Annotated in this window: 16 protein-coding genes and 2 tRNA genes; 13 read left to right on the forward strand and 5 right to left on the reverse strand. The window is 69.0% G+C overall.

What is annotated here, in order from left to right; translation table 11 throughout:
- Positions 1–69 precede the first annotated feature (69 nt).
- Together C1706_RS12245 and C1706_RS12250 are read right to left on the reverse strand one after the other, a co-directional pair.
- A complete protein-coding gene (locus tag C1706_RS12245) occupies positions 70–1365 on the reverse strand; it encodes an ABC transporter substrate-binding protein (protein ID WP_431830704.1) in 1296 nt (431 codons plus the stop codon).
- A gap of 165 nt (positions 1366–1530) precedes the next feature.
- On the reverse strand, positions 1531–2637 hold the full coding sequence (locus C1706_RS12250) for a magnesium transporter CorA family protein (protein ID WP_129459534.1): 1107 nt from the start codon (positions 2635–2637) through the stop codon (positions 1531–1533).
- 108 nt (positions 2638–2745) lie between these two features.
- Between C1706_RS12250 and C1706_RS12255 the strand changes: the two genes are divergently transcribed.
- The 6 genes from C1706_RS12255 to C1706_RS12280 all read left to right on the forward strand — a co-directional run bounded on the left by C1706_RS12255 (position 2746) and on the right by C1706_RS12280 (position 8121).
- Complete coding sequence (locus tag C1706_RS12255; RefSeq protein WP_129459535.1) at positions 2746–3531, forward strand: HAD family hydrolase; 786 nt, start codon at positions 2746–2748, stop codon at positions 3529–3531.
- 40 nt (positions 3532–3571) lie between these two features.
- On the forward strand, positions 3572–4903 hold the full coding sequence (locus C1706_RS12260; protein ID WP_129459536.1) for a DUF4921 family protein: 1332 nt from the start codon (positions 3572–3574) through the stop codon (positions 4901–4903).
- A gap of 57 nt (positions 4904–4960) precedes the next feature.
- The gene (locus tag C1706_RS12265) at positions 4961–5443 is read left to right on the forward strand and encodes a DUF1707 SHOCT-like domain-containing protein (protein ID WP_129459537.1); all 483 of its coding nucleotides are present in this window, start codon (positions 4961–4963) and stop codon (positions 5441–5443) included.
- Positions 5444–5511: 68 nt separating this feature from the next.
- Positions 5512–6432 (forward strand): ABC transporter ATP-binding protein, encoded by a 921-nt coding sequence (locus C1706_RS12270; protein WP_129459538.1) that lies wholly within the window; start codon positions 5512–5514, stop codon positions 6430–6432.
- Positions 6425–7288, forward strand: coding sequence for an ABC transporter permease (locus C1706_RS12275; RefSeq protein ID WP_164987547.1), 864 nt, complete (start codon positions 6425–6427; stop codon positions 7286–7288). The genes C1706_RS12270 and C1706_RS12275 overlap by 8 nt, the downstream gene beginning before the upstream one ends.
- Positions 7288–8121 (forward strand): ABC transporter permease, encoded by an 834-nt coding sequence (locus tag C1706_RS12280; RefSeq protein WP_206661123.1) that lies wholly within the window; start codon positions 7288–7290, stop codon positions 8119–8121. The genes C1706_RS12275 and C1706_RS12280 overlap by 1 nt, the downstream gene beginning before the upstream one ends.
- A 136-nt stretch (positions 8122–8257) precedes the next feature.
- Here C1706_RS12280 and C1706_RS12285 read toward each other — a convergent pair whose 3' ends face one another.
- Positions 8258–9454, reverse strand: a complete 1197-nt coding sequence (locus tag C1706_RS12285; protein ID WP_129459540.1) for an MFS transporter — start codon at positions 9452–9454, stop codon at positions 8258–8260.
- A 100-nt stretch (positions 9455–9554) separates the two neighbouring features.
- Complete coding sequence (locus C1706_RS12290; RefSeq protein ID WP_129459541.1) at positions 9555–10526, reverse strand: NAD(P)H-quinone oxidoreductase; 972 nt, start codon at positions 10524–10526, stop codon at positions 9555–9557.
- A gap of 79 nt (positions 10527–10605) precedes the next feature.
- Between C1706_RS12290 and C1706_RS12295 the strand changes: the two genes are divergently transcribed.
- Both C1706_RS12295 and C1706_RS12300 read left to right on the forward strand, forming a co-directional pair.
- Positions 10606–10690 (forward strand) — tRNA-Ser (locus C1706_RS12295).
- A 1-nt stretch (position 10691) separates the two neighbouring features.
- Positions 10692–11144, forward strand: a complete 453-nt coding sequence (locus C1706_RS12300) for a hypothetical protein (protein ID WP_129459542.1) — start codon at positions 10692–10694, stop codon at positions 11142–11144.
- Positions 11145–11209: 65 nt separating this feature from the next.
- Here the strand turns inward: C1706_RS12300 and C1706_RS12305 are convergent, their stop codons facing one another.
- Entirely contained in the window at positions 11210–13372 is a 2163-nt protein-coding gene (locus tag C1706_RS12305) for an LCP family protein (RefSeq protein WP_164987548.1), read from the reverse strand.
- Here C1706_RS12305 and C1706_RS14065 point away from each other — a divergent pair.
- From C1706_RS14065 to C1706_RS12320, 5 genes are all read left to right on the forward strand, one after another.
- On the forward strand, positions 13362–13832 hold the full coding sequence (locus tag C1706_RS14065) for a hypothetical protein (protein ID WP_164987549.1): 471 nt from the start codon (positions 13362–13364) through the stop codon (positions 13830–13832). The two genes, C1706_RS12305 and C1706_RS14065, sit on opposite strands and share 11 nt — an antisense overlap.
- A 132-nt stretch (positions 13833–13964) precedes the next feature.
- On the forward strand, positions 13965–14087 hold the full coding sequence (locus C1706_RS14810; protein ID WP_284690568.1) for a hypothetical protein: 123 nt from the start codon (positions 13965–13967) through the stop codon (positions 14085–14087).
- A 656-nt stretch (positions 14088–14743) separates the two neighbouring features.
- Positions 14744–14836, forward strand: a tRNA-Ser gene (locus tag C1706_RS12310).
- A 494-nt stretch (positions 14837–15330) separates the two neighbouring features.
- Positions 15331–15594: an amidohydrolase family protein gene (locus C1706_RS12315; RefSeq protein ID WP_129459544.1), complete on the forward strand. Its 264-nt coding sequence runs from the start codon at positions 15331–15333 to the stop codon at positions 15592–15594.
- A 6-nt stretch (positions 15595–15600) separates the two neighbouring features.
- Complete coding sequence (locus tag C1706_RS12320; protein WP_129459545.1) at positions 15601–15885, forward strand: hypothetical protein; 285 nt, start codon at positions 15601–15603, stop codon at positions 15883–15885.
- Positions 15886–15980 lie beyond the last annotated feature (95 nt).

Here is a 15980-nt window from a genome sequence, read left to right on the forward strand (position 1 = left end):
ACACGACGGGGCACCCGCGGCGGGTCGGTCACGTGAGCGATCCGACCCGCCGCGGGTGCCGTGAGCCTCTTAGGCGGCGTACTTCGCGTGGGCCGCGACGAGGGCCGATTGGAGGGCGTCCGCGTTGCGGCTTTGGTAGAAGGCGCTCATGGCGGTGTTGATCTCCGAACTCCATGCCAAGGAGACCGCGGCACCGTGCGCGATGGACGGGACGATCTTGTCGTTCTTGAACGACGTCATCGTCTTTTGCTGGTACTCCCCAAACGACGAACTCGGCACGTCCGTGCGAGGCGGGATCGACCCCTTCTTCAGGTTGAAGGCGAGTTGGCCCTCAGCGCCGCCGACCAGGTTCAGCCAGTCCTTGGCGCCGCCCGCGTTCTTGGCGCCCACCGGCAACGTGAAGGCGTCGGCGAGGAAGCCGAACAGTTGTTCCCCGTTGCCCGTCAGCGGGAAGGACGAGTACTCCTTGCCCCACGTGAGCCCCTTGCTGGTGAACTCGGCCAGCGCCCAGTCACCCATCAGGTTGTAGGCGGCCTTGCCGTCGGCGGCCATCACGGTCGCGGCAGGCCAGTCGTCACCGTCGGAGACCGTGTTGGCGTAGCCGAGGATCGTGGCGTAGTCGGTGATCGACTGCTTGACGCCCGCGGCGTCCCACTTTCCGCCCTTGCTGAACAGTTGCGTGTACGCCGAGGAGCCGAGGTTGGCCGCCAGCACCGATTCGAACAGTTCGGTCTGCGTCCACGTGCCACCGATGCTGAGCGGGGTCGCGACGCCGCTCGCCTTCACCTTCTGCAGGTCGGCGATCCAGGCTGCGACGGTCGCCGGAGGTGCCGTGATGCCCGCCTTGGACAGCAGCCCGGAGTTCGTCCACACCATGTTCGCCCGGTGGATGTCGCACGGGACGCCGTAGACGTGGCCGCCGACCGTGATGAGGTCGAGCAGCGTTTGGGGGAAGACCGAAGCGCCACCCAGGGCCTTCATGATGTCGTCGACCGGCTCGATCTGCTCGTTGTCGATGTAGTCGGTCAGTTCGGCGCCTGCGTGACCCTGGAACGAGTCCGGGGGGTTCTTGTTGGCCAGGTCGGAGGCCAGCTTGGCCTTCGCGTTGGAGCCGCTGCCGCCCGCCACGGCCAGGTTCACAAATGTGTTCTTCGGGTACTTCGTCTTGAACAGGGCGATCAGGGCGTCGAGGCCCTCCTTCTCCGACCCGTCGGCCCACCACGTGAAGACGCCGACATCGCCGCCTGCCCCTCCTGCCGCGGCGGAGGATGCCGCCGACGATGGTGCAGCACCGCCCCCGTTACTGCACCCTGCTGCGGTGGCCAGCACCGCAGCGCCCACCAGAAGCGAACGCCTCGTGATCAGCATGTGTTGTTACCCCCCTCTGCCTGGCAGGGCGTCGCCGATGACGCTCGATGGACTGCGTTGTCCACCCTCGTTGCCAAGCGCGACTCTACGCCGAGGGGGCCCCTGGAAAGCGAGAGCTGTTATGGAAATGATGCCGAAGTGCAGGCCCCGATCTCCGAGCGTTTAGAGCCAGTCGCGGGCCTTGAACACCAGGTAGAGCGTGCCTGCACACACGACGATGAGACCGGCCGAGAGCCACACGCCCAGCGGATCGTTGAACCCTGGGTAGGGGACGTTTTGCCCGAACCAGCCGGTGATGGCCGTCGGGACGGCGATGATCGCCGCCCAGCCCGCCAGCTTCTTCATGATGGTGTTGAGACGCTCGTCGTTGAGCGCCAGGTTCGTCTCGAATGCGGAAGAGACCAGGTCCCGCAGCGACTCGGTCCACTCCCCGGCACGCAGGACGTGGTCGTACAGGTCATCGAACCAGGGGCGCAGCGTCGGTGAGGCCATGGCAGGGTCACGCACCAGCCCGGCGACCACCTCGCGCATCGGCAACACGATGCGCCGCAACGTGACGAGTTCACCACGGACATCGAAGATCGTGCGGGCGAACATGGCGTTGACCTGACGCTGAGCGAACAGGTCTCCGGCGAGGTCCTCCATCCGGTTGTCCAGGGTCTCGATCCATTCGAACTGGTCGTCCACCACCGCGTCCAACAGGCCGTGAATCAGGGCACCCGACCCGGCCTTGAGCAGGTCGGGATCCTCTTCCCAGCGGTGGACGACAGCGTCCATGTCGAAGCTGTCATTGAGACGAATGGTGATGAGCGCCGAGGGGATCACCCAGGCAGAGATACGCGACATTTCCAGGTGCTCGGGCGTCGAACGCTCCGGCATGACGGCGTAGACGGTGACGCACAAGTGGGTGTCATGCCGGGCCAGTTTGGGACGCTCTTTGGGGCCCAGCGCGTCCTCGACGGCGGTCGCGGGCAGCGACAGGCGGCGCGCCAGCGATGCCAGCTCGGCTTCGGTGGGAGCGACGAGATCCACCCACACCAAGACGCTGGGGTCGTGGATCAACGTGACGATCTCGTTGACCCCCACCCGGTCGTGCAGCAGGCGTCCGTCGCGCCACACCCGGGCCGCCCGCAGGCAGGAAGGATCAGGATCCTGGAAGGGAGCCACGGGCGTCGCTGGGGCCGGAGTGTCGGCGTTGGCGGGTGCAGCAGGGGAGACCTGTGCCGAGCCCGAGTCGAGTGCCTCGCCGGGAGTGAGCTCCTGATCCATGGCTCCATCATCGCGCACATCCCGGCACAGGGCGGGAGCGCGACCGGGAGGTGGCGGTGGCGCGAGACGGGGCGAAACGATGGTGTGGGACGTCACTACGGTGGGGCCATGACCTTCCGTCCTCATCTGGTGGCACTCGACGTCGACGGCACCCTGGTCGATGAAAGCAACATCGTTTCCCGACCGGTGTACGACGCGGTCGCCCGCGTCCTGGACGCAGGCATCCCGGTGATCTTGTCGACGGGGCGGAGTTGGGCGTCCGCGCTGACCGTCATCGAACAGCTTCCTCCGATGGCCGCCGAGCACGTGTGCTCCAACGGCGCCGTCACGGTGCGCTTTCCGCCCTTCGAGGTGGTGGATCTGCTGACGTTCGATCCGCGTCCGGTCGCCGAACTCATCCTGGCCGAGGTGCCGGGGGCCCGGCTGGGCGTCGAGATCGTCGGTTCCGGCTACCAAGTGACCGAGCCCTTCCCGGATGGGGAACTCCACGGAGACATCGAGGTGGTGAGCCTGGAGGAAATGATCAGCAAGGACGTCACCCGCATCATCGTGCGCGACCCGAACTCCAGCGAGGCCGAGTTCATCGACCTCGCCGCGCGGCTTGGTCTGGACGGGGTCAGCTACTCCATCGGCTACACCGCCTGGCTCGACATCGCCCCGCACGGCGTCGACAAGGCGCACGGCCTGGGGCGCGTGACCGCCCGAGCAGGCATCGACGCGCGCGACGTCTTGGCGCTCGGCGATGGGCGCAACGACATCGAGATGCTCACCTGGGCCGGACGCGGCGTCGCCATGGGCAACGCGCCCGCCGAGGTGATCGCCGCTGCGGACGCCGCGACCGGATCGGTCGCCGAGGGCGGCCTGGTCGCCGAGTTGAACCGCTGGTTCGCTTGAGCGGCGCCCGCGCCGCACGGGGTGGGGCAGGCTAGAGACCATGCAGCCGTACGCCCGCGAGCCCGAGTACCTCACCGCACTGGCGGACGGGACCCTCAAACAGCTCAACCCGTTCACCGGCACCGAGGTGTGGACCGTCCCGGGGCGCGGCAACCGCCCGCTGGGGATCGCTCACCCGGACCCGCGTCCGCTCGATCCGGACGCCGTCGGGACCACCTGCGCCTTCTGCGAACGCCGCTACGACGAGACGCCGCCGGAGAAATCACGCGTCGTCGCGACGCCCGAAGGGCATACGACCCTCTACGGCGTCCCGGCCGAGGACATGTTCGCCACAGTGGCCGAGTTTCGCCGCGTCCCGAACCTGTTTGAGATCCTGAGTTACGACTACTGGCACGCCAACTACGGCTACACGCTGCCCGCCCCGGTGGCGATGAGGCGCCAGGCCTACCTGTCCTCGCCCGCAGGCCGGGCGCACGTGCTGTCCGTGATCGACACGAAACTGCGTGCCGCGGGGCGCACGGCGTCCGAGATCGCCGCGCTCAGCGAGGAACGACGCATCGAAGCGGCGTCCGGGTTCTTCGGCGGAGGCCATGACCTGATCGTTGCCCGGCGCCATTTCGTCCCGGGGGCCACGAACGACAGCCAACTCGCCAGTTCGGGGACGCTTACCCCCGCAGAACACCGGCTCTTCCTCGACGCCACACTGGAGGCCGTCGAGGGGCTTTACGACCTCAACCGGTACGCCCGCTACGTGACGGTCTTTCAGAACTGGCTCAAGCCCGCCGGGGCGTCTTTTGACCATCTGCACAAGCAAGTGGTGGCGATCGACGAGCGCGGCGTCCAAAACGAGGCGACGCTCGCGAAGCTGCGCGCCAACCCGAACCTGTTCAACGAGGTGGCCAGCAACTATGCGTCGTACAAGAACCTGATCATCGCCGAGAACGATCATGCGGTCGCGTTCGCCGGGTTCGGGCACCGCTACCCGACCATCGAGGTCTACTCGACGTCGGAGCAGTCCTTCCCGTGGGAGCACACCCGGGCCGAGCGGGACGCGATGAGCGACCTGATCCACGCCATGCACGCGGCCACGGGGGCCGACATTCCCTGCAATGAGGAGTGGCATTACCGGCCCATCGATGTGGAAGCTCCGATGCCGTGGCGGGTGATGCTGAAGTGGCGCATCTCCACGCTGGCCGGGTTCGAGGGAGCCACCAAGATCTACCTGAACACGTTGACCCCCCACGCGTTGCGCGACCGGGTGGTGGAACGGCTCGTCGCGCTGCGCAACGACGGTGCGGTCACCGCCGATCTACGGATCGCGGACGAGGCACGCTGCCGACCCAACGCGCTGCGGTACGCCTCGGGACGCTGACCTGCCCCCGGGCACGCCGCGCTACTCTGTGGACGCCACGCTCGAGAGGTGCCACCGATGACCCAACCCGTCCCCTTTCCCCAACCCGGGGATATCTGGTCGCGCTTCTCCGTGGATCCGCGCCGCTCACCGACCCTGCGCGCCTCCGACGCCGACCGTGACATCGCCGTCGAGGCGCTCAACGCCGCCTTCCAGGACGGGCGCTTGGACGCCTCCGAGCACGCCGACCGCATCGGCCGCGCCCTGGCCGCCAAGCAACTGGCCGACCTGACGCCGCTGGTCGCCGACGTGACCGTGATGGCCCCGCTCGCGGGTCCGACGCCGCGGCGTCAGCGCATTCGCAGCGCAGCGCTGCGAAGTTGGCTCGGCATGGCGGTGCTGTTCAACCTGATCTGGCTGGCCACCTGGGTGCTGTCAGCCAGCGGCCCCTACTACTACTGGCCGCTCTGGCCGATGGTCGGCACGGCGATCCCCGTCGTCATCGCCTGGATCGGGGGCAACGGCTCGGGGCCGGGTCGCCGCCGCGAACTGGAACGCTGAACCGAGGCGGCGCACGAGCCTCCACGGGTTGCTGATCGTGTCAGAGGGGTCAGCTATTGTCGTGCCCCGTGGCAGTGATTGAAGCGAGCGACCTGACCAAGACGTACGGCGACTTCACCGCTGTCGATGGCATCAGCTTCGAGGTTGCTCCCGGGGAGTCGTTCGGGCTGCTCGGCCCCAACGGGGCCGGAAAATCCACGACCATGCGCATGATCGGCGGCACCTCGCTGCGGACGTCCGGGTCGCTGCGGGTGCTAGGGCTCGACCCCGAGGAGAACGGACCGCTGGTGCGGGCGTCCCTGGGCGTGGTGCCGCAGCAGGACTCCCTCGATGAGGAACTACGGGCACGTGACAACCTCATCGTGTACGGCCGCTACTTCGGCCTGCCCAAGGCCTACCTGACGAAGAAGGCCGACGAACTGCTCGAGTTCGCCCAGCTCACAGACAAGGCGAAGGAGAAGGTCAGCGCCCTGTCGGGCGGCATGAAGCGGCGCCTCACGATCGCGCGCGGGCTGGTCAACGAGCCGCGCATCCTGCTGCTGGACGAACCCACCACCGGCTTGGATCCCCAGGCGCGTCACATCCTGTGGGATCGGCTGTTCCGGCTCAAAGAGCAAGGCGTCACGCTGGTGGTCACCACCCACTTCATGGACGAGGCCGAGCAATTGTGCGACCGCCTCATCGTCATCGACCACGGCACGATCGTGGCCGAGGGCTCCCCGCAGTCGCTGATCCGCGACTACTCCACGCGCGAGGTCGTCGAGGTGCGCTTCGGATCCACCCGCAACGCGGCCATGGAGGGCCCCATGCGGGAGTTGGCCGACCGCATCGAAGTCCTGCCCGACCGCATCCTGCTGTACGCCCACGACGGTGAGGCGCTGCTGGATGAGATCAACCGCCGCGGGCACACCCCCCTCACGTCCCTGGTGCGCCGTTCCTCGCTGGAGGACGTGTTCCTCCGCCTCACCGGGAGGACCCTCATTGACTGAGCAACCCGCGCCCGGGGGTACGACGGCCGTCGACGCGCCGCTGGTCAGCTTCACCGGGATCGATCACGCCGTCCTCGCGAAGCGCACGCGCCGCTGGGGCTGGGTGCAGTATTCGAGCTACCGGCATGCCGCCGAACGCCCCTTCCTGGGCAGTTCGCTCGCCGTCGCACTCGGCAACCCGATCCTGTACCTGGCCGCGATGGGGCTGGGGCTCGGCTCGATCGTGCGCCACGACGTCGACGGTGTCGGCTACCTGTGGTTCGTCGCGCCCGGTCTGCTGGTCTCCACCGTCGTTTCGACGGCGGCGCAGTTCGGCACCTGGCCGATCTTCGGCGGCTTCAAATGGCAACGGACCTACCTGGCCGCTCAGGCGACCCCGCTGGAACCCCGCCAAATGGCACAGGGGGAGACCCTCGCGATCACCGTCAGGCTCCTGGTCCAGGCGCTGCTGTTTTGGCTGCTCGGGTTCGCGTTCGGGGCCTGGCCCGGCGGGGCCTCGCTCCTGAACGTGCCCATCGCCACCCTCGCGGGGCTGGCCATGTTCACTCCGCTCATGGCGTATGCGGCGACGCTGGAAGAGGAAGGGCTGCAGTTCAGTTTCGTGCAGCGGCTCATCGTCATGCCCATGTTCTTATTCGCCGGGACCTTCTTCCCGCTGTCGGTTATGCCGCTCTCCTTGCAGTGGATCGGGTGGATCTCGCCCATGTGGCATGGCACGCAACTCGCCCGCATGGCGTCCTATGGGCTGAGCGAGCCCCCCTGGCTGGTGGCGGTGCACCTCGTAGTCCTTGTGGTCTTTTTCGTGGGTGGTCTCTGGGCGGCTAGCCGCACCTTTACGCGAAGGCTGGTGCGCTGATGAGCGACGTGATGGCACCGATCCGGGCCCGGCTCGCCGCACGCCCGCGGTGGCTGTCGTCCCTGTACGCGGGTAACGCGCGGGCCGTCATCGGCCGCGGCTTCAAGGTGATCCGCAACGCCAACTGGGGCATCATCGCGACCGGCTTCTTCGAGCCGGTGTTCTACCTGCTCGCCATGGGTGTGGGCATGGGTGCCCTCGTCGGCACGGTGCCCGGCCCCGACGGGGCGCCGATCAGCTACGCCATGTACATCGCGCCCGCGTTGCTGGCGACCTCGGCGATGAACGGGGCGATCTACGACTCGGTCAACAACGTGTTCTTCAAGCTGCGCTACAGCAAGGTGTATGAAGGCATGCTGCAGACGGCCCTAGGGCCGATGGACGTCGCCATCGGAGAGATCTTCATGGCGCTGTTCCGCGGGCTGCTCTACGCGGTCGGGTTCCTGGGTGTCTTGGCGATCATGGGGCTGGTCACCACCTGGTGGGCACTGGCGATGATCCCGGTCGCATTGCTGATCGCGCTCGGGTTCGCGTCCTTGGGGATGGCGGTCACCAGCTACATCAAGGGCTTCCAGCAACTCGATCTGGTCCCCATGGTGCTGTTGCCCATGTTCTTGTTCTCCTCGACGCTGTACCCGATCACCGTGTTCCCCGAGGCGATCCAATGGATCATCAAGGCGCTCCCGCTGTGGCACGGCATCGAACTCATGCGGCAACTCTCGGTGGGCTTCTTCACCTCCGGGACGCTCGTCCATGCCGCCTACTTCGTCGTCATGAGCGTCGTCGGCATCGCCGCCGCCAGTCTGCGGCTCAGGGTCCTGTTCCTGCGCTGACGTACGTGGTGGGGCCGGACGCTCTTGGCAGGGCTGTGCCGCGTCCACACCACCTCTGCCGGTCCCTGCCCGCGTCCCAGCGGGGGCCAGGCCGCGCCCGAACCGATGCTCGCGGGATGGCGCGGTGCGAGGACGCTTAGGCGTTGCGCATGCGATGCCGCGCCACGCCCCGACGCCCCAGCCGGAGGGCGATCCACCCGAGGGCGGCCAGCGCCAGACCGGCGGCCCCCGTCGCGACCAGGCCCAGTTGCCAGCCGTGGCTGTCCATGACCGACCCGATGACGGGTGGGGCCATCGCGCTGCCTAGCGTGTTGAACGTTCCCTGCCAGCCGAACGCCTCACCGCGGCTGGCCTCGGGGACAATCTCGCCTAGCCGCTCACTGATCGCCGCGATGCTGGGGGCGCAGAACAGCCCCGCGAGCGCCATCAGGATCGCGAACAGCCACGGCGTTGAGCCCAAGGCGCCCAGCGCCGTGAAGATCGCCAGCCCGGCGATGAGAGGCGTGAGGCCCACCGCCCCGTGCGGCAACCCGCCGAACACGAAGCCGCCGACCAGCGATCCGGCGCCCCACACCACGATGACCACGGCGAGGACCGTGCTGGACCCCATGGCCCGTGACGCCGCGACGATGCCCAGATCTGTGCCCGCCAACGTCACCGAGACGGCCACCGTTGCGACGAAGGTGGTCAGCACGGGGCCGCTCATCCACGAACGGATGCCGCCGCGCCCGGGCGCGGTGTCCGTGCGCCCCTCACTGACCAAGGGCGGGTTGATGAAGGTGAGGATCGCGGCGGCGCTCACGCTGGCTAGCGCGAGCGCGGTCAGTGTTCCGCCGGTGCTCCAGGTGGTGGCCAGCACGATGCCCAGGGTGGGGCCGCCCATGAACGCCACCTCGGTCACGACCGAATCCAGGGCCAGCGCGGGACGCCGCAGGTCGTGGGGGACCGCAGCCAGCATGAGTTGGCGGGTCAAGACGAACCAGGGGATCGCGAGGAGGCCGACACCCGCCATCACGGCCATGAGCGCCCAGTAGCCGAGGAACGGGGCGGCGATGAACCCGAGCGGCAGCAGGATCAGGCTGGGGGCCAGGGTGCGCCGCAACCCGAGGGTGTCCAAGAGCCGACCACGCAGCGGTGAGGCCAACGCCACGGCGACGGTGAACACCGCCGACAAGGCGCCAGCACTCGCGTAGCCCTGCCCCAGATCGCCGACCACATGCAAAGTGAGCACCACCATCACGCCGAACCACGGCGCCTTCCCGAGGACGCCCAGGAGCACGGCCTGGCGCACCGCGGGGAAGCGCCAAATCTCGGAGTAGGCGGAAAAGTTCATCCCGCCCACGCTACACACAAACGCCGACGATCCCCCTTCTGAGGAGGGGGTTGGCGTCCGACAAGGGGCAAGGGCGGCAACCAGAGCGCCCCGCCGCGCGTCAGAACGTCACGACGACTTTGCCGACGTTGCTGCCGCCCCCCAACTGCTCGTGGGCGGCGCGGATCTCCTCAATGGGGAACCGGGTCTGGTGGGCGATCGTGATCTGCCCGGACGCGATGAGGGGCCACACATCGGTGGCGACCCGGGCGACGATGGCGGCTTTCTCTTGCGCGGGACGGAACCGCAGGGAGGTGGCCGTCACCGTCGCAGACTTGCCCAGCAACGCGTTCAGGTTCAACTCGCCCTTGGTGCCGCCCTGGAGGCCGATCACCACGAGGCGGCCCAGCCGGGCCAGCGAGCGCACGTTGGGGGTGAGGTACTTCGCCCCCATGTTGTCGAGGATCACGTCCACGCCGCGGCCCTCCGTGGCGTCCTTCACCCCGGCGACCCAGTCGTCGTGGTAGTTCAGAGCCACGTCAGCGCCCAGCGTGAGGCACAGGTCGAGCTTCTCGGCGCTGCCCGCCGTGGTCAGCACAGTCGCCCCGTGAGCCTTCGCGTACTGGATCGCGAACATGCCGATGCCCCCGGTCCCGCCGTGGATCAGGATGCTCTCCCCGTCGCGGAACCGGACCGCGTCCAAGTTCGAGACGACCGTCGCCGCCACTTCCATGATTCCCGCGGCGGAGACCAGATCGATGCCCTCGGGTGGACGCGTCACCTGCCCCGCGTTCACGGCCACGTATTCGGCGTAGCCACCGCCAGCCAGGAGGGCCACGCAGGCGTCCCCGACGGCCCAGCCTTGGACGTCGGCGCCCAGCGCCGCCACGTGGCCTGACACCTCCAGGCCGATCAGGTCGCTCTCCCCAGGCGGAGGCGGATAGTGCCCCTGGCGCTGCAGGATGTCGGCACGGTTGACCCCCGCGGCGGTGACCGCGATCAGGAGTTGGCCAGGGCCAGGTTCTGGGGTGGGGACGTCGGTGAGGGCGAGGACCTCAGGCCCTCCGGCTTCCGTAGTGATGACCGCACGCATGACCTCACCCTAGACGCCGGGCGTCGCGGTCGTAGCCCTGAGCGTGATGGGCGCCGGATCGCTAAGATGTGCCCGGTTGGGCGAGGTCGCATAGTGGACTAGTGCAGCCGCCTTGAAAGCGGCCGAGGTGCAAACCTCCGTGGGTTCGAATCCCACCCTCGCCGCGTGTCCACTCAGGAGTTCGTGATCAGCCCGCGTCCTGCCGTGCGGGCTTTCGCGATTGCGGCGACGGCTTTCCTGCTCGGCGCGCTCCTGCTGGTGGGGAGCGTCGCGTGGGAGTGGGGTGTCGTCGGCATGGGTGCCGGCGTCCTCCTCATGCTGGGCGGGGTCGCGTTGGCGGTGGCCGCCGTCGTGGCCGCTCGGCGTCAGCGGGTGGTGGTCATTTTGGACGCCGAGGGCTTCGAGGTCGTGATGCCCCGAGGTGAGCCGCAGGCCGGGACGTGGGCGTCCGTGACGCGGGTCACCGCAGCCCCCGGCCGCATCACCGTCCACCAAGGTGGCGATCGGCGCATCCATCTCATCGCTCCGTCCGGGTCGGACGCCGACCTGGACGCTCTCGGCATCGCTATCAGCCGCCACCTGGACGCCAACCGTGGCTACTCGACCTATATGGGTTGAGGCGTGCGGCCGAACGCGCTGTCCTGAGGGTAGGGGATCTCCCGGCTAGGTCGGGTGAAGCCCGGCTACTTCGGGTTATAGGAGCACTCGTCGACCACCGAGGACGCGCCTCCGGCATTCGTGGCGGGCGCCGCGGGCGGTGCACTGGTCGCGGGCGCCGCCGGTGCCGCTGCCGTGGTCGGTGCGTGTGAGGCTGGCGCGGCCGACGACGCCGCTGGCGCGGGGACGCTGATCGCCGCCTGGACGCGTGCCCGCACCGACTCCCAGTTCGGACGCACTGTGCTGAAGCCGTCCTTGTCGTTCTCGAAGGAGACGCTCGTCATCGTGCCCTCGCGCACCTTCAAGGCGAGGGCGAGCAGGGAGGGTGCCATGCTGCTGGGGGCATCGGTGGCGATGATGGTGGAACCAGCCTTGGTGAGCGCCTCATAGTTGGCCAGCACCGTGGTGGGGTTCGCCTGCTTGACGACCGCCGAGACGACGCACCGCTGACGGGCCATCCGGTCGTAGTCGCCGCTGGCCGCGCCGTAGCGGCCTCGGGCATACCACAGGGCATCCCAGCCGTTGAGGCGCTGGTTCGGGCCCGGCGGAAGCCAGCGGTCCGGCGGCACATCCCCCGTGGTCCTGCCGCCGACCGCCACGGGGGTGTTGATGTTCACCGTGATGCCGCCGAGCGCGTTGATCAGTTCGATGAAGCCGTCCATGTTGATCATGGCGTAGTAGTCGATGGGCAGCCCCAGCGCGGTGCCGACGCCGTCCTTGAGGGCGTAGGCGCCGGCGTCCTCGGTGCCAGCGGGGATCGCTCCGGGGGCCATCGTGGGGACGTTGTGGTAGATCGCGTTGAGGAAGAACTCGGCGTCGTTGGCCACCCCATCGGTGAATCCGCTGGGCCACTTCTTGGCCAGGGGCGAACCGGACGAGAAGGGGATGCGCTGGGTTTGCCGCGGCAGACTGAACAGCACTGTGTTGCCGCTGGCGGTGTCGATGGACGCGAGGATGACGGAGTCGGTGCGTGCGCCCACCGCGTCGGCGCGGTTTTGGCCCGAATCGCCACCAAGCAGGAGGACGTTGAGTCGCTTCTTGTTCGCCCAGGGGTCGGCCGCATTCCCGAAGTTTGCGGGGGAGGGGGCATCGGCGGCCTGCTCACCGAAGATCCCGGTCAGCATCGTGGAGGTGTCATACAGCGCGCGGGCGCCCACGGCGGTGGGTATCAGGAGGGCTGCGGACAAGACGGCGACCGCAACCCCGCCGATGGCTCGCTGTGCGCCCGAGGGGTTGCGCGGGCGCAGCGACAGATGTGTCACGACCACGCTGGTGGCCCAGACCACCCCGAAGAGGGACAGCCCGATCGCGGCGGCGAGCAGGGCAGTCGGGCTCGCCGCGGCGAGGAGGGAGGTCGGTGAGGTGGTCGCGATGATGGCGCCGGTGACCGCCGCGGCAACGAAGAGCACCAGCATGACGATCCCGATCACACGGTGTCGGGCACGGATCAACCCCAGCCCCGGGACGACGGTCCCTGCCAGCGTCCAGCCGAGTGCGGAGCGGAAACTGCGCGGCCGCGCGTCAGGCTCCAGGGGAGAGGCGAGTGCCCGGGAAGGCCGCCGCGGGGCATCCTGCGGCTGGGCATCCGCGGAGGGGGGCGCCGAGGGGTCGGTCGTGAGCGTGGTAGCGCCCTCAGGGTCGGCGGCTGAGCCGTGGCTCGGTGAGGTGTCGTGGCCGGCCTCGACGGCCTCCTGGGCGGGGGCAGAACTCCAGGACGCCATGTCGGCGAGCGGATCGTACTTCGCCGAGGGTGTGGGCGTGGGCGCAACCAGATGCGCGGCGCCGTCAGGGGTGGCCGACGCGGCGGTAGCCCCCCAAGCGTCCGCTGCAGCGGCAGCAGCGGCCGCCGTGACGGCCAGCGGAGCGCCGGGCGTCATGTCTGAGGTGGAACGGTGGGCACGCGGAGGCGCCGTGTGAGGGCGCCACGACACTGTGGGCTCGTCCTCTGCGGGCAAGGACCAGGCGACCGTGGGCTCGTCGTCCGTGGGGGGAGGGGACGCGGACGTCGCGGCGTCCGCAGTGGCCGTGGCGCCGGGCTCTGGGGAGCGTGCGAAGGAGTAGGAGGCCAGGCTGGCGTCGTTCGGGCTGCGGCGCGTGGCGTCCGGCTGGGAGGAACGGTAGGTGTCCCCGGCGTCGATGGAGGCATAGGAAGAGGTCGCCGTCGTGGTGGACGGGGCGGTGGCTCCCACAGCCCGCCAGGAGGACGTGTCGGCGTCGCTGAACGCATACGGGGAACCGGAGTGCGCGGCGGTGGACGTGTGCGTGTCGGGCGCGGGCGTCGATGCGCTGCTCGTGAACACCGTGGGCGGGGCGTCGTGTGGCGCCGGACGCGGAGCAGTCGCGGGGTCGCTTGTGGCCGAAGGCGGTGCGGGCGTCGGTGTTGAGGCCCGCATGGAGGAGGCGAACGTGTACGACGAGGAACCCCCTTCCGACCCTGGGTACTGGGCCGGCGCGGGCGTCGGCCGAGGCGGTGGCGGCGTGGCGGCGCTGGGCTGCCTCGACGCCGCGGGTGTCACGACGGCGGGCGGGGGCAGATCCCTGGTGGTGGCCTGGTGCGTCGCGTCTGCGGCTGAGTCAGGTGAGACCACGCCTGGAGCGGAACTGACGGGGTGCGCCCCCGACGCGGCGCTGTCGCGCGAACTGGTGTAGCGAATCGGAGCGCCCGTGGCGGTCGTGTAGGTGACCTGCTCCGCGTCCGTCCGTGACGGGCTGGGCTGCCCCGCGGCAGGGCGTCGGTGCAGGGCATCGGGATCCGACGCCGTGCGGTGAACCGCTGACGGGGTGGCGCTGCTCGTCGAGGCAGGAGGAGTGGCGGTGGTGGGTGCGGAGGGCGCGGGGCTAGGCCTCGCGGCGGGACGCGAGGAGGAGGTGAAGGAGATGCCCGACGGTTCGGTGGGGGAGTAGACGGCCGCGGTCGGCGTGCGGGGACGCAGCGGATCCGGTGCGCTCGGCGTGCTCGGTTCGGACGCGTCGGCCGTTGTCGCGGGGGGCGGTGTGGGTGCGGAGCGGAAGGGTGTGGCGTTCGTTGCCCAACTCGCCGAGTGTCGCGCGGCCGGGGGCACGATGAGGCGCTCCTCGTGGGTGCCCGGCGCGGACGCCGAGGACGACGTGGACGTCGTAGGGGGCGCGGAGGCGGAGGGAGATCCCGCTCCAGGGGGCATGACGGGCGTGGACGCGGGGGCTGCTGTAACGGGAGGCGTCCGGGGCGTATCGGGGGCTGCGGTGACGGGAGGCGTCCGGGGTGTATCGGGGGCCGCGCGCCACGGGGTGCGACCGGACGAGGTCGGGGTGTCTTCTGCCACCCGTGAGGGGCGATGGTTCCCCTCGCGACCCTCTTGCACGCGTCGAGCCGGGGGGGTGGGGTCAGCGTCGCGGGCTCGCGCTGGGCGCGCGTCGCCCCGGGACGCGGGGGCGTCCGGGTCGTCCGCCGATCGGCGCATGCGATACCTCTTCAGGTCGGGTGACGCCCAAGCATACGCGGGGTGGGCGTACCCACTCCGGGCCCACTGCCCCGCTTTTGCCGCGCGGGGGGCCGACCGCTAGGCTGCATGCTTGGCTGAGGAGGTGTCGCCTAGTCCGGTCTATGGCGCCCGCCTGCTAAGCGGGTTTGGGGGTTAACCCCATCGCGAGTTCAAATCTCGCCACCTCCGCCAGACGAAGCGGCAGCGCCGCCCGGGTTTTCCCCGGGCGGCGCTGCTGTTTCTTGCCCCGCTCGAGCGTGGTTGCTCAGGGGCGCGAGTATCGATGGCAACAATCGAGCGCCCGAAGTTGACATTTCATGAATGTGTCCCGAGACTTTTCGTAGTATCCAATCCTGGTGCAAGCGAGAGGACAGCGATGACTCGCCTCACGTCGTTCGTGCAGACGATCCCGGCCATGGCCGCGGACGCACGAATGTGTGCTGGCGCCTGTTGTCGCGCCTGATCTTCGCGGTTCCCGCCCGTGCGGGCCTCCCTGGCTAGGCCGGGAGGACTCCCCAGGGTCGTCGCTCCTCGGTGAGCCGCTCTTCACTTCTGGCCCCATGGCCCCCGGTGAGCCACACCCTCATCCGGTCCTGATGCCAGCCTGCCGCGATATCGATTGATGTCGAACCTTTTTTCTTAGCGCGGTCAACGCGCCCTTTTGCGAGCCCGAAAGCGATTTCTTCATGCCTCCTGCTGTTGTATTCCCGCGCGGTGTCGAGCCGCTGGCCGACCCTGGCGTCCGCGTCATGACCGCCGAACGCCTCATCACCGAGCCAGGCCAGCCGACCATCGAGCGAGGAGCCGTCGTCATCGAGGCGGGTGCGATCGCCTGGGTGGGCCCCGTGGACGCGCTACCCGAGGTGTACGCAACCTATCCGGTGACGCGGCACCCGCGCGGCACGATCCTCCCGGGGCTGGTGGAAACCCACGCCCATCTGGGCACGTAGGCCCGGGTGCTGCCCCAAACGACCTCCGATGAGCGCCACGATCAGGCCCGCGTTGCCTTCTCCTCGGTGGCGAGCGCCCGTCAGTTGGCCTCGGTGTGTGTCACCACTGTTCAATCGTTGGGCTCGCGCTACTTCGCCGACGTGGCGTTGCGCGAGGCCATCGCGTCAGGGCTGATTGCTGGGCCGCGCATCGTGGCGGCGGGGCCCCAACTCACCACCTCGGCCGGGCACGCCTGGTCTACCGGTGGGGAGGTTGAGTGGCTCTTCATACCTGCGGTGGGGGCACGGTGAGTCCGCCGCCGATGAGGAGCATGCGTAGCCGGTAGTTCTCTCGGTTCCGGAAGCCGCGGGCGATGCGGCGGTGGAGCTCGATAAGCCCGTTGATG

Source organism: Propioniciclava flava (assembly GCF_004126535.1).
Lineage (GTDB): Bacteria > Actinomycetota > Actinomycetes > Propionibacteriales > Propionibacteriaceae > Propioniciclava > Propioniciclava flava.